Genomic DNA, 13882 nt, shown 5'->3' with positions numbered 1-13882 from the left:
AATAAGTGAGGATTTTTTTATGATAAAGGTCATGTTAGTGGATGATGAACAGATTGAAAGAGATGGATTAAAAATAATGCTTAGTAAAAAGCGGGTAAATTTCGAAATTATTGCTGAGGCTAAGAATGGAAAACAAGCAGTTGATTTAGCTATCTTACATAAGCCAGATTTAGTCTTCATGGATATAAAGATGCCTGAGTTTGATGGCTTAGAAGCTATTAAGAGAATCGTTTCTGTTCTTCCGCAAACAAAATTTATTATGGTCTCAGCTTTTGATACATTTGATTATGCTCGAGAAGCAATGAAATTTGGGATTAAAGAGTATTTATTAAAACCTAGTAAAATATCTGAAGTAATCGAGGCTTTTGATCGGATGGTCGAAGAAATCGAAAGTGAGAAGCAAAAAGAAAATGAAACAAAACAAATAAATCGACGACTTGAAAGAGCAAGTTCCTTTATTGAAATAGAATTTATTGTTTCCTTCATTATGGATCACGTTCATGAGTTTAATGAGGAAGATTGGGAAGAATGGCTAGATCTTGAGCATAAACAAGGTTTTGTTGCTGTTTTTACATTCGAATCAGATCATCTGCATGCTAGTCGAGAAGAGAAAAGCCACTGGTATCGAGTGTTGAAAGTAACAATTCATGACGAGTATTCCCATTGTCTTGTCGGTCCTTTGACAGGCTTTCAAGTACCTGTTTTGAGGCTATTAACGGACGAGGATTATAAAAATCATAAAATAAGAGAAGAGTTTGCTCGATCGGTTATCCATCAAGTTCAACATTCGCTTAACGAATGCCACTTATATGTAGGGATAGGGAGTATTATTTCTGATGTTAATCAGTTTTCTATTTCTTATAAGGAAGCAATCGATGCTTTAGAGCTAGCCTATACGCAACCTAGTGCAGCCTATATGGTATTTAATGAGCGGATTAAACAAAGGCGCAAAGAATTAGTTCCTTTTGAAATTGAGAGGGAACTGGTTGATGCTGTGAAAAAAGGTGATAGCCAAAAAGGCTTACACATGTTTGAACTTTATTTTCAGTCTATTCAACAGGCCTCAGACTATCAGGTTAGACCGATCCATAAGGCGATGGAGAACTTTTTTATTGTATTATCGCGTGCCTTAAAAGAGCAAGGATTTGAAGAAGATATAGTGACAGGCTTAGGTCAGTTCGCTACAGCAATGCAGATTAAGGAAGCAGCCAAATCACACCTCCTCATGATTATCGAAAGTTTAGCAGAATATCGTTCGAATGGTGTACAAACATTACTACTAAAAGCTAAAGAATACTTAGACAAAAATTATGCTAAATCAATTTCTCTCGAATCAATTGCTGTAGAAATTGGAATTAGTTCTTATTATTTAAGTAAGTTATTCAAAGAGCGGTTTCATCTTACAGTTATAGAGTATTTGACAGCTACGAGATTAGAAAAGGCAAAAGAGCTATTATTAACACGTATGTCATTAAAAGAAATTGCACTAAGTATAGGTTATAAAGATCCAAATTATTTTAGTAGAGTATTTAAAAAGGAACTCGGAGTGTCTCCAAGTGAGTATCGAACGAAATATCAACCGTAAAAACAACGATAAAAGTCGTTGTTTTTTCTTTTTTAGGCAGGAGAGATTTAGATGAGGGACAGGTTAAAGGTTTTGATAGGTCCAACATAATGTTCAAAAAAACAAGATAGTCTAGAAGTTTACAAGATAGTGAAGATGAAAGCGAAAACATTAATGCGCTTACATGATATTTTATATACATAGAAATCAAATGCTACCTACTTCAAGGTTTATGAAAGCGAAATCATGTTGAGTTTTAGTTCTTCGTTAGGAGGATAGTGATTTGATTGAGGTAGGTTCCTTTTTAAAGAAAGTGTAAGGGTTACCAAAATAGTAATCCTTTCAAGGATGAGAGGGGGAAGAAAGAGGGTAGTCTCTTTCAAAAGGATATGAAAAAAAATAGTAATTTTTCGATTGTTTTAATTACATTAGTAGCCACTCTTGGTGGTTTGTTATTTGGTTATGATACAGCGGTAATTTCAGGAGCTGAAGGAGCGCTGCAAGCTTATTTTACAGACAGTCTCGGGCTGAGTTCACTTGTCCATGGGATCACCGTATCAAGTGCTTTAATTGGCTGCATTATTGGTGGTCTTGTATCCGGTTACTTTGCATCGAATATTGGACGAAAATATTCGCTTGTTGTAGCAGCGGTCTTGTTTATCGTTTCAGCACTTGGATCAGCATATCCTGAATTTTTATTCTTCACAAAAGGTGAGCCTTCGATCGAATTATTGATTACATTTAACATCTATCGAATTATCGGTGGAATAGGCGTTGGTCTTGCTTCAGCTGTTGCACCCATGTATATAGGGGAAATTGCACCACCCAAAATTCGTGGTACATTAGTATCGTTAAATCAGTTCGCCATTATTTTCGGTATGCTGGTTGTGTATTTTGTAAACTGGGGGATTGCGAAAGGACAATCCATCGTATGGATAAATGATATCGGATGGCGCTATATGTTCCTTTCGGAGGTAATACCAGCAGCTATATTTCTTGGGCTATTATTTACTGTACCTGAAACACCTCGATATCTTATTCAAAAGAATCAGGATGAGAAGGCGATGTCTGTTCTTACTAAGTTGTACGAAAAAGCTGTCGCTAAATCAACTTTAATCGAAATTAAGTCATCTTTTGATGACAATAAATTAAAATCAAACCTATTTTCATTTGGGAAAACAATTGTTGTTGTCGGAATTCTGTTATCCGTTTTCCAGCAGTTCGTGGGGATTAATGTGGCACTCTACTATGCACCACGTATCTTTGAAAGCATGGGAGCGGCAAAAGATGCTTCGATGTTCCAGACGATTATTATGGGCTTAGTCAACGTTGTATTCACACTTATCGCGATTTTCACTGTTGACAAATTTGGACGTAAACCGCTCTTAATTATTGGTTCAATCGGTATGACAATTGGGATGTTTGGTGTGGCTGGCATGGCTTTCACAAACGTAATTGGAATAGGTACACTAATTTTCATTATCATTTATACAGCATCATTTATGATGTCCTGGGGACCAGTCGTTTGGGTACTTCTTTCAGAAATCTTCCCTAACAAAATTAGAGGTCAAGCCATGGCGATTGCTGTGGCTGCACAGTGGGCGGCAAACTATTTTATTTCATCGACTTACCCAGCAATGATGGAGTTTAGTGGAGGATTAACATACTCCTTCTACGGAATTATGAGTCTTCTTTCAGCGGTTTTCGTATGGAAGTTTATTCCTGAAACAAAAGGACAATCACTGGAACAGTTAGAGAATTTGTGGAGTAAATCTAAAAAGACAGTAAGAGAAGGAGCTATTCAAAGCAAAAAAAGAGTAGTGTAAAGCTACGAAGTGGAAGTGAAATATCTTATTTTAGTAAAGAAGCCAATCATGATGTATTGGCTTCTTTTTTATATGATAAATTATCGATTTTGGGACAATGGACCTGTCCCTATGTCCCATTAAAGAAACATCTTTTCTAATTCTAATGGTTCAATGTATTCTCCGTCTTTGAATGCGCGCATGTTTCCACCGGAGATTTCATCGATAAGGACAATTTGTCTGTCATCGCCAGTGCGTCCGAATTCGAATTTAATATCATATAATTCGATTCCTTTATTAGCAAGCTCGTCTTTAACGATACCACCGATTTGTTGTGTAAGTTTTTTTAATACCTGATATTCCTCTTTAGACAGGATACCGAGCATGTCCAAAGCGTCTTCACTGATGGGAGGATCTTCACGACCGTCATCTTTTAAGGTTACCTCAACAAAAGCATCGAGGGCTTGCCCTTCTTCTGCATATAAGCCGTATCGGCGAAGAAAACTTCCAACAGCACGATATCTGCAAATAACTTCAAGACCTTTTCCGAATACTTCAGCCGGTTTTACTGTCATGGTTGCTTGTTCGATATCAGCATCAATATAGTGAGTTGGAATTTCTCTTTCATTTAATATTTCGAAAAAGTACTTAGTTAATTTTAATCCAGCACGACCTGCACCTTCAATTGTTAAACCAACAGTATTTGCACCTGGATCAAAAACACCATCAACGCCTGTTACATCGTCTTTAAATTGAAGTAAGTAATTTCCGTCCTGCAATTCATAGACATCTTTTGTTTTACCTGTGTATTTAAGCTTCATGTCAATCCCCCTATGCGAAATTCAATAACATAATAATCATAAAGATAAAATGGTGTTTGTACAAGAGTAAATACGAAATATTTTAGTATAAATACATATGAATGTTAAGATTTTGGTGGGATTTAAGGGAATAATGATAAAAAATATAAAATTCCTGCGGATTTAAAGCGAAAATCTATTCTATTTAACTATCATTCATAGACGAGTTTTCCATCCAAGCTATTAAAATAACTTGAGTTTAACTGAATTTTCTAAAAAATATTCAGTTTAGGAAGGATATAAAGTATATCAATAGAATATAAGTGGTAATAGGAGGGTGATATGATTGAATCAGTTTACTGATGTGTTGGATGAAAAGACATTAGCAAGCTATCCACAACAGCCACATGGTGGCAAATTGGTGAATCGTGTTCTTACCGGGAAAGCACAAGAGGAAGCAATGGAAAGAGCAAAGCAATTGCCAATGATTATGGTAGATTTGGAGGCCGTCATTACTCTTGAAATGATCGCAACAGGAGTGTTGTCGCCTAATGAAGGTTTTATGGATGAAGAGGATTACAAGTCTGTACTTACGAAAGGCCGCTTGAAAAATGGAGTGGTTTGGCCTGTGCCGCTAAGTTTCGCGCCAATTGGTGACCGAAATCAGCAGGTGATTAAGACTTTATCCGTCGGGGATGAGGTCGCTCTTGCGGATGAAACAAGAGAACCCGTCGCTATTCTAAAATTGAATGATATCTTCGACTATGATCGTGAATTCCGTGCAACCCATCTTTTTGGCACAACTGACCGCAACCACCCTGGAGTTGATTCGATCTACCGTCGAATGGGAGATACCGCTTTGGCCGGCCCCATACAATTGCTTCGACGAGTCCATTGGGGGCCATTTGAAGATATAAGAATGGAGCCGAAAGAAACATGGAAGCTTTTTTATGAGAAAAAGAAGTTTAAATCTGTAGGTGGATTTATTACAGGAGCAAATCCTCTACACCGCGGACATGAGTATATTCATAGAAATGCTTTAGAAGAGTTAGAAGGTCTATTTGTTCAGCCCCTAGTAGAAATGGCAAAGCGTGAATATACGCGACACGAGTTTCGAATGTTGTCATACCGCAGTGTGCTGGATACATACTATCCAAAAGAAAGAACGATTCTTGCACCATTACGAGTTACCTATATATTTGCTGGTCCACGTGAAGCGGTCCTCCATGCTTTGATCATGAAAAACTATGGGTGTACCCACGCTTTAATCGGACGAGATCATGCAGGTATTGGTGATTTCTATGAAAAGTATGCAAGTCATACGATATTCGATGAATTTACACCGGATGAATTAGGAATCGATATCCGCTTGTTCCATGAAGTGTTCTACTGTACGCGCTGCAGTACGCAAGCAACTGATCAAACATGCCCACATGATGAGCAATATCGTATTAATATTTCTGGGACTGGGATTCGTGAGTTGTTGCGGTATGGGGTATTACCACCTAAAGAAATAGTAAGACCAGAGTCTGCCCGGATTGCGATGCAAGGTGTGCAGCCAAAGGGTGTGGATGAGAACGATATGGCCATTTCACCTGTCGGTAAAACGATAAAGAGTATTTTCCCATATTATTTAACGAGGTCAAGAATTGGTGGTCCAAAACGAAGAAGGCCGCTTCAGGTTGAGGAACTTACCATAGAAGATTTGGAAAATGTTATCATGGATGCACGTGATAATGCCGATAAGATCTATAGAGATATTTTCGAAGAGTTCAGCTATGTATCTGACACGCTTCGTACCGCCCAGCCAGATTGGGTGGCATCAGCCAGAGAGTCTATCCATAAACAACAAGAAATGGTGGTTGAGTATTTAGAAGAAAAGGTAAATAAAGCATTGGAAAAAGCCTCCGATGAATTTATGTATCAGGATAAGTCCGAGGCAGAACGCGAACTAGAAGTGGCACGAAAAATCTTTGATGATATTCCTTCACCACTTCGTTCGGAAGACTTAAAATATCGAGTTTGGAACCCACTGCCATACAAGCGATACAGAGGCAGTGATGAATAAGTAAGAAAAAATCACTCACAAATTGTTGTGAGTGATTTTTTTGAAAAAGTTTCTTATAAGTAATCTTTTCTTAGTTCTTCTGGAGAACGTGGTGTAATATAGCTTGGAGCTACATCGAATACCGTTTTTGCACCAAATTGCTTTTCTTGGTTTAAGCGGTATGCTGCTCTTGCATATGCAACTAATACAGCAGACGTAAATTCTGGATTGCTGTCTAATTTTAGAGAGAATTCATATACTTGTGTAGTGTCTTCACTAGTTTTTCCACCACGAATGACAAATCCACCATGTGGTGCTTTGGAGTGCTCACGGTTTAATTCTTCTTCTGATATAAAATTCACTTCTGTATCATAATCAGCGAAATAGTTTGGCATTGTTTTAATTTCATTTTCGATAGCTGCTTTGTCTGCACCTTCTTCAGCAACGATATAGCAGACGCGGCGATGCTTTTCAGCAGTTGTTAGTTCTGGATTTGAACCACTGCGAACCTTTTCCATTGCATCCTCAGATGGAATCGTATATTGTACACCATTTTTAACACCATCTACTCTTCTTATTGCATCAGAATGTCCTTGGCTTAGGCCTTTACCCCAGAATGTATAATTTTCACCATTTGGTAAAATCGCATCCGCCATAACACGATTAATTGAGAATAAACCTGGATCCCAACCTACTGAAATAATAGCAGTTGTATTTTTCGCAGCTTCGTTAACAGCTGCAAAGAATTCAGGGATTTTTGCATGGGTATCAAAACTATCTACAGTATTGAACATGCTAGCAATTTGCGGAGTTTGTTCAGGTAGGTCTGTAGCAGATCCCCCACAAAGTAGCATAACATCAATTTTACCTTGATAATCACTTGCATTTGAAATATGCTCAGCTTTTACATTTGGCTCATCAAGAACGAGAGTTTCTGGATCTCTTCTCGTAAAAACTGCTACTAATTCCATATCAGGAGATTGTTTAATAGCTTTAATTGCGCCTTTTCCAAGATTACCGTAACCTACGATACCTAGTCTAATTTTGTTGCTCATATACATTTCTCCTTTACTTCTAAATACTATCAAAAAAATTATGTCAAAGTTTAAATTGCCCAGTTAGCTTTCTAAGTAAACTTATTTGGGATCATTCGATTTCCTAACTTTTTTGATAATACTTATAATAATAGAATAAGCTCTCACTGCCAATGATTTTCTTCGATAATCGAAAAGTTTTTTATACAAACGCATTGGAAATTGGATATAGGACCCACATACTAAAAAGTTATAATCATACATATTAATACATCAAAGGCAGTTAAAATTCATAGATAGATTTATCGCAAAAGTATCCAATCATTTAAAACGTTTGATGCAAAAGTAGTTGGGGTAAAGTCCAAGAGAAATAAATACACTAGAATTAGAAGGAGTGAGTACATGAAAGTAATTGTAATCGGAACAGGAATTGTAGGTGCAAGTGCAGCGTATCAATTAGCCAAAAATAATCTAGATGTCATCATGATTGATAAACAACAAAAAGGTAAGGCAACTTCTGCTGGAGCGGGGATTGTCTGTCCCTGGATTAAAGAGGTTGAAAATGAAACTTGGTATAATCTTGCTAAGGAAAGTTTTGTTTTCTATCAAGATTTAATTTCTGCCTTGCAAAAAGAGGGCGAAGATGAAGTAGGTTATAAAAAGGTTGGGGCATTATGTGTCTCGTCAGATCCTGGTATATTGGATGAAATTGAAAAGAGAGCGAAAACCAAACGGAAAGGTGCGCCTGAAATAGGAGATATACTGCGTCTTAATGCAGAGCAGGCCCGAGAGGTCTTCCCCCCACTTAACCAAAATATGGAGGCTTTGTTTGTATCAGGAGGAGCAAGAGTAGATGGTGCTTTACTACGTGATGCACTAAACCGCGCTGCACAACGTCATGGTGCTGAGTTTGTAGAAGGAGAAGCACAATTAGTACATGAGAATAGAAAAGTAATTGGTGTTAAGGTTGGAAATAAAACAGTTTTTGCCGATAAAGTCCTTATTACTACAGGGGCTTGGGCTCCCGAATTATTGGAACCGTTTGGTATCCATTTAAATGTCAAACCACAGCGTGGGCAGATTGCTCATATCAAATTACCTGGAAAGGACAGTTCTGATTGGCCAATTATTATTCCTCAGTCAACCCACTATTTGGTTCCATTTGATGATGGTAGAATCGTAGCAGGTGCGACTAGAGAAACTGGGTCTGGATTTGACTATCGATTGACTGCTGGAGGGGTGAACGAGGTCCTGACAGAAGCGTTAGAGGTTGCGCCTGGTCTAGAAGATGGAACTTTGGAAGAGGTTCGAATCGGATTTCGTCCAATGGGTCCAGATGTTTTACCAATTCTAGGAACTGTGGATACACTTGAAGGCGTTTTACTTGCGACTGGATTAGGACCATCCGGGCTTACAATGGGTCCATATATTGGTAGTTTAGCAGCTTCAATGATTCAAGATGAAGAGATTAAACTGGATCTTACACCTTGCCGACCTGGTCGTGCAATTGAGATTAAGAAGCATGTGTAAGGTGATTGATTCTATGGAAGAGGTTATTTAATAAAATATATTCTGGAAAAACAATAGAGGAAACTCCTTTATTGTTTTTTTAGTTATGTAAAATTATTTACTCATTTCTGGAAGTAAAGGAATCAGACAGCACAGAGAAGGTGTGGTATCCTATAAAACATAAGAATGGAAAAAATAAGGAGTGCTAATGTTTTGACGCAACAGGATTTCACGCAAGGCTCAATCCGCAAGCAATTAATTACCTTTGCTGGACCCATAATGTTAACCAATCTGCTTCAGGTTTCCTATCAATTTATCGATAGTTTGTGGGTAGGAAATTTACTAGGTGCAAATGCACTCGGGGCGATTACAATTTCATCTACAATTGTTGTTACGGTATTGGCGTTCATTATTGGAATTAACAACGCCACATTGACAATTCTCTCCTAACAAAAAGGGATGAATGATGAGCAAGGATTAAAAAAGTATGTGAATGCTTTTGTTGTAATATTATCAACACTTTCGATTGTAGTTGGCCTATTTGGTTACTTTTCTTCAGAATTCCTATTATCATTTTTAAATACACCGGCGGAAATGCTCAATGAGGCAAAGGCATACCTAGAAATAAATTTTATCGGTATCTTGTTTATTATGGGATATAACTTTATTGGCACTGTACTTAGGGCATTGGGTGACAGTAAAACTCCGTTACGCTTTGTGTTTATAGCAGTTGTGTTAAATGCCGTTTTGGACCCATTATTCATTTCCTATTTTGATTGGGGAATCCATGGAGCTGCATGGGCAACTGTGTTTGCCCAAGGAATTTCATTTTTGTTGGCATTAGCGTATACGTTTCGACGCAATCTTGTTCCATATTCGATACCCCATTTACCAAGTAAAGAGGATACTTGGTTAATTTTAAAATTAGGAATTCCTGCGGGGCTGCAAATGATGGTGATTTTCGCTGGGGTTACGGCGATTTTATCAGTGGTAAATTCATTCGATGGGGCTGTGGTAGCTGGCTTCGGTGCTTCACAACGAATTGATAGTTTAATAACCATTCCGGCGATGGCATTAGGCACAGCTGTGAATAGCATGGCAGGTCAAAATATTGGAGCCAATCAATGGGAGCGAGTTCGTCAGATTGCCGTGTACGGTACCATTTTCAATGTGATTATTACGGTGACAATTGCATTAGGCGTATTCTTGTTTGCCGAAGGACTCACGAAGTTGTTTATTCAGGAAAAAGAAGCGGTCACTTTTGGAACGGACTATTTGAAAATTGTCGCTTTCTTTTATCCATTCATTGGCATTAACTTTATTTTGAATGGTGTCGTAAGAGGAGCGGGTGCCATGTATCAAGTATTGATGCTAAACATCCTATCTTTCTGGCTGCTCCGATATCCACTTACCTATTTCTGCTCGAGTCTAATTGGGCAGAACGGAATTGCACTAGGGATTGGGATTAGTTTTATCATTAGCAGCATTTTTTCATTTTCCTATTTTAAATGGGGTGGATGGAAAAAGAAGGAGTTATTCAGTTCGAATGCCGTATTAAAACAATAATGATTGATCAACAATGCTCTAGAGTTATTTCAGGGCGTTGTTTTTTTTACCCATGTATAGGTTCGTCCCGTTCAATTTGGCAAATTGGACAACTTTATGTCGAAATTCATGGTTATTTTGCGCCTGTTTTTATCATAAGAATAGCTTGAAAGGGCGAATTTCAATCATTTTCTATATACATTTATCCTTTTGAAGGGGGTGAAAAGCATGTGGGTCATTCCTGAGTATGAAGTGATTAATACAGCCGCTGAGGTGACAATGTATTCCTACATCCGTGAGTAGTACCACTAAACTTGCCTTACATGCTTTAATATGTCTGTTTGAAAGGATGGAGTAAAATTCGAATCAGGGTCTTAGGAGTAGCAGCGGGAGGAGGCTTTCCACAATGGAATTGTGCATGTCCTAACTGTAGCGGTGTTCGCGACGGGGACATAAAGTTAAAACCGATGTTACAATCCTCCCTTGCGATAAGTGCAAATGATAAAGACTGGTATCTCATTAATGCAGGACCGGATGTGAGTAGACAGATTGAAACCTTTTCTGAACTTCATGCGGGACCTGGTATTAGGGAAACACCACTTGCTGGTGTGATTTTAACCGATGCAGAGCTTGATCACTCAATCGGTTTATTGTCGTTACGAGAAGGCTCCCATTTAACGATATATGGGACGGAAACGATAAGAAAATGTTTACACACAGCCTTTCCTGTTATCCCAATGCTAAAAAATTATTGTTCTTGGGAATGGCAGTCACTTAATCCAGAATGTAAGGAACGAATTGGAGATACAAGTGAGGATACGCTCCTGATTGAGACAATTCCAGTTTCAAGAAAACCACCTCTATATGCTCAGTCAAATCATGACAGTTCCGAAGCAATATGGGAGGTTGGTCTACTTTTACAAAATGAAAGGTCTGGAAAATGTGTGGCTTATTTTCCGACTTTAGATACGATGACAGCTGAAATTGAGTCTGCTTTACATAGAGCAGATATTTTGTTAGTAGATGGAACATTTTGGTCTGAAGATGAATTGGTTGCATTGGGTGCGACGAAACGGAATGCAAGGGATATGGGCCATCTCCCAATTAGTGGTGCTTCAGGAATCATTGAGAATTTAGCATCATTTTCAGCAGAACGAAAAATTTTAATCCACATTAACAATAGCAATCCGATTTTGAAAAAAGGTTCGAAGGAAGCAGATATGTTGGAGCAACACGGTATTGAGATTGCCTATGAAGGTATGGAATTGGAGGTTTGAATATGCCACAACAAGGAGGGTTAGCAAGGGTGTCTCATGAAGCTGGAAAGCCATGGTCTCGGGAGGATTTGAAAGAACGATTAATCAATGTCGGGAAGTCCTCCTATCATGATAAACACCCCTTTCATGTGGCGATGCACGAGGGTACTCTAAGTCGAGAGCAAATCCGAGGTTGGGTAGCCAATCGCTATTATTATCAAAAATCGGTTCCGATCAAGGATGCGGTTATTTTATCAAAACTTCCAACAAGGGAGTTTAGACGTGAATGGATCCAGCGGATTATTGACCATGATGGCAACCATGAACAAGAGGGCGGAATTGAAGCGTGGTTAAGGCTTGGGGAAGTAGTGGGACTTTCACGGGAAGAGGTCTTAAGTGAAGAACATGTGGTTCCTGCTGTTCGTTTTTCGGTTGACGCTTATGTGAACTTTGCGAAAGAAAAGCCATGGCTAGAGGCCGTTGCTTCTTCATTAACTGAACTTTTTTCACCCATTCTTATTTCAGAGCGGATTAAAATCCTTGAACGATTGTATCCGTGGATTGACCGGTCCGGACTTGGGTATTTCCGAAATCGCTTAACACAAGCACCGCGTGATACAGAATTTGCCCTGAATGTAGTACTGGATTATTGCAAGACATTAAAAGAACAGCAGCTTGCAGTTGAGGCTTTACAATTTAAGTGTGATGTACTTTGGGCACAGCTTGATGCGATTGAAAAAGCTTTTCCAAATTAAGTTATAAGGAAATGGTGGTGGGGAAATTTTGACTACTAGTTTTCCAAGACTCGCACAAAAGGGGCGACTCAAGTTTGATAAGGTAAGAGAAAAACATCTTCTTTTGTTACCTGAAAAGGTTGTGGTTCTGAACGAAACTGCCGCGTCCATTCTTGCTCTATGCGACGGAAATGAATCAGTTCACACCATCACCGAAAAAATGAGAAGTTCCCTAGAGTCTGAGAATTTGCCTGATTTCGATGTCATGCAGGCGGATATCACAAAGTTTATCTTACAAATGGTGGACGAAGGATGGGTGGTGATGCAAGATTCTAGAATCAAAGAATTATAGAGTGCAACCGCCCTTTTCGTTGCTTGCAGAGTTAACGCATCGTTGTCCTTTACATTGTCCATACTGTTCAAATCCAATCGAAATGACACGAAAGGATTTGGAAATATCAACAAAGGATTGGAAGCGGGTATTATCAGAAGCTGCCGATCTTGGAGTTGTTGAGATTCATTTTTCAGGCGGAGAGCCACTTTTAAAGCAGGATCTAGATGAACTGATCCAACATGCGAATTCATTAGAAATGTATACGAATCTAATAACAAGTGGGATTGGCTTAACTGAAGAAAAGGCAATGCGGTTTATGGAATCCGGGTTGGCCAATGTCCAAATTAGCTTTCAAGCTGGAGAAGAAAAGCTTTCGGATAAGATTGGGAGATTTAAGGCGTTTGAAAAGAAACGGAAGGCTGTTGAAGCAGTCAAGAGGACGGAGATGCATTTATCTTTAAATGTGGTGTTGCATCGGTTGAACATAGATACATTGGACGAAATTATTACGTTTGCCCATGAAGTGGGCGCAGAACGGCTGGAATTAGCCAATACCCAGTTTTATAACTGGGCTCTACTCAACAGGGATCAGCTCATGCCAAGTCGAGAGCAGATTGAGCGGGCGAGTGAGGTTTTTGAGGCAGCAAGAGTACGCCTTGGGAGAGAAATGGAAATTATCTGGGTTATTCCTGATTATTATGAATCAACTCCAAAGCCATGCATGGGCGGTTGGGGAGCGGTCGCACTAACAGTGGCCCCCAACGGAGACGTGTTACCATGCCCAACGGCTGGGATGATAGAAGGTATTACCTTTGAAAATGTACGTGAGCGGTCATTGCAAAAAATTTGGTATGAATCGAATTCGTTTAATCGATTTCGAGGGTATGAGTGGCTACCAGAAACTTGTCGTTCTTGCGATTTGGTAGGGAAAGATGGTGGTGGGTGTCGATGTCAGGCATATGCCTTAACTGGGGATGCTCATGCAACAGACCCGGTGTGTCACCTGGCACCAGATCATCATATCGTTGAAAAAGCAGTACAAGAAGCAAATAGTACGCGAGTGGGCGAGGCATCACCATTGATTTACCGTAAAATCACAACATCAAAAATTAGATCATGAAATAGATGCTAGGGGCGATTTGTAAAATTAAATTGCCTTTGGCATCTATTTTGTTGTGGAAGTAAATACTATGGTTTTGAAGAGGTTTGTCTATTTTAGTGATGAAGGACGGAGTGGAGCCTAGGTCTCTGTGT

Annotated in this window: 10 protein-coding genes and 1 pseudogene; 9 read left to right on the top strand and 2 right to left on the bottom strand. The window is 39.0% G+C overall.

What is annotated here, in order from left to right:
• The first annotated feature begins 19 nt into the window (after nt 1–19).
• Together ACFSFW_RS14505 and xylE are read left to right on the top strand one after the other, a co-directional pair.
• Entirely contained in the window at nt 20–1585 is a 1566-nt protein-coding gene (locus tag ACFSFW_RS14505; RefSeq protein ID WP_388039285.1) for a response regulator, read from the top strand.
• Between the two features lie 368 nt (nt 1586–1953).
• The gene (gene xylE, locus ACFSFW_RS14500; protein WP_388039284.1) at nt 1954–3390 is read left to right on the top strand and encodes a D-xylose transporter XylE; all 1437 of its coding nucleotides are present in this window, start codon (nt 1954–1956) and stop codon (nt 3388–3390) included.
• 119 nt (nt 3391–3509) lie between these two features.
• On the opposite strand, the gene ACFSFW_RS14495 is transcribed toward xylE, so the two are convergent.
• Nucleotides 3510–4190: a phosphoribosylaminoimidazolesuccinocarboxamide synthase gene (locus ACFSFW_RS14495; RefSeq protein WP_388039282.1), complete on the bottom strand. Its 681-nt coding sequence runs from the start codon at nt 4188–4190 to the stop codon at nt 3510–3512.
• 325 nt (nt 4191–4515) lie between these two features.
• On the opposite strand from ACFSFW_RS14495, the gene ACFSFW_RS14490 reads away from it, so the two are divergent.
• The gene (locus tag ACFSFW_RS14490) at nt 4516–6237 is read left to right on the top strand and encodes a sulfate adenylyltransferase (protein ID WP_388039280.1); all 1722 of its coding nucleotides are present in this window, start codon (nt 4516–4518) and stop codon (nt 6235–6237) included.
• A 53-nt stretch (nt 6238–6290) separates the two neighbouring features.
• On the opposite strand, the gene ACFSFW_RS14485 is transcribed toward ACFSFW_RS14490, so the two are convergent.
• The gene (locus ACFSFW_RS14485) at nt 6291–7271 is read right to left on the bottom strand and encodes a diaminopimelate dehydrogenase (RefSeq protein ID WP_388039278.1); all 981 of its coding nucleotides are present in this window, start codon (nt 7269–7271) and stop codon (nt 6291–6293) included.
• A 381-nt stretch (nt 7272–7652) separates the two neighbouring features.
• On the opposite strand from ACFSFW_RS14485, the gene ACFSFW_RS14480 reads away from it, so the two are divergent.
• The 6 genes and pseudogenes from ACFSFW_RS14480 (at nt 7653) to pqqE (ending at nt 13748) form a co-directional block, all read left to right on the top strand.
• Nucleotides 7653–8780 (top strand): NAD(P)/FAD-dependent oxidoreductase, encoded by a 1128-nt coding sequence (locus tag ACFSFW_RS14480; protein WP_388039276.1) that lies wholly within the window; start codon nt 7653–7655, stop codon nt 8778–8780.
• A 165-nt stretch (nt 8781–8945) separates the two neighbouring features.
• Nucleotides 8946–10325 (top strand): annotated as a pseudogene (locus tag ACFSFW_RS14475) (MATE family efflux transporter).
• Between the two features lie 320 nt (nt 10326–10645).
• Nucleotides 10646–11581 carry a pyrroloquinoline quinone biosynthesis protein PqqB gene (gene pqqB, locus ACFSFW_RS14470; RefSeq protein ID WP_388039274.1) on the top strand — a complete coding sequence of 312 codons (936 nt, stop codon included), beginning with the start codon at nt 10646–10648 and terminating at the stop codon, nt 11579–11581.
• A 2-nt stretch (nt 11582–11583) separates the two neighbouring features.
• Nucleotides 11584–12315: a pyrroloquinoline-quinone synthase PqqC gene (pqqC, locus tag ACFSFW_RS14465; RefSeq protein ID WP_388039272.1), complete on the top strand. Its 732-nt coding sequence runs from the start codon at nt 11584–11586 to the stop codon at nt 12313–12315.
• Nucleotides 12316–12343: 28 nt separating this feature from the next.
• Nucleotides 12344–12646, top strand: coding sequence for a pyrroloquinoline quinone biosynthesis peptide chaperone PqqD (gene pqqD, locus ACFSFW_RS14460; protein ID WP_388039271.1), 303 nt, complete (start codon nt 12344–12346; stop codon nt 12644–12646).
• A gap of 1 nt (nt 12647) precedes the next feature.
• Nucleotides 12648–13748, top strand: a complete 1101-nt coding sequence (pqqE, locus tag ACFSFW_RS14455; RefSeq protein WP_388039269.1) for a pyrroloquinoline quinone biosynthesis protein PqqE — start codon at nt 12648–12650, stop codon at nt 13746–13748.
• The last annotated feature ends 134 nt before the right edge of the window (nt 13749–13882 follow it).

Source organism: Ferdinandcohnia salidurans (genome assembly GCF_042680725.1).
GTDB lineage: Bacteria > Bacillota > Bacilli > Bacillales > Bacillaceae_L > Ferdinandcohnia > Ferdinandcohnia salidurans.
Note: the sequence above shows the minus strand (reverse complement) of the source record. Positions and strands in the feature narration are given on the sequence as shown.

Bases quoted from the DNA above. Each gene is read 5' to 3' on its own strand.
- ACFSFW_RS14505 (WP_388039285.1), top strand. From the start codon at position 20: ATGATAAAGGTCATGTTAGTGGATGATGAACAGATTGAAAGAGATGGA.
- ACFSFW_RS14495 (WP_388039282.1), bottom strand. From the start codon at position 4,190: ATGAAGCTTAAATACACAGGTAAAACAAAAGATGTCTATGAATTGCAG.
- xylE (WP_388039284.1), top strand. From the start codon at position 1,954: ATGAAAAAAAATAGTAATTTTTCGATTGTTTTAATTACATTAGTAGCC.
- ACFSFW_RS14480 (WP_388039276.1), top strand. From the start codon at position 7,653: ATGAAAGTAATTGTAATCGGAACAGGAATTGTAGGTGCAAGTGCAGCG.
- pqqC (WP_388039272.1), top strand. From the start codon at position 11,584: ATGCCACAACAAGGAGGGTTAGCAAGGGTGTCTCATGAAGCTGGAAAG.
- ACFSFW_RS14485 (WP_388039278.1), bottom strand. From the start codon at position 7,271: ATGAGCAACAAAATTAGACTAGGTATCGTAGGTTACGGTAATCTTGGA.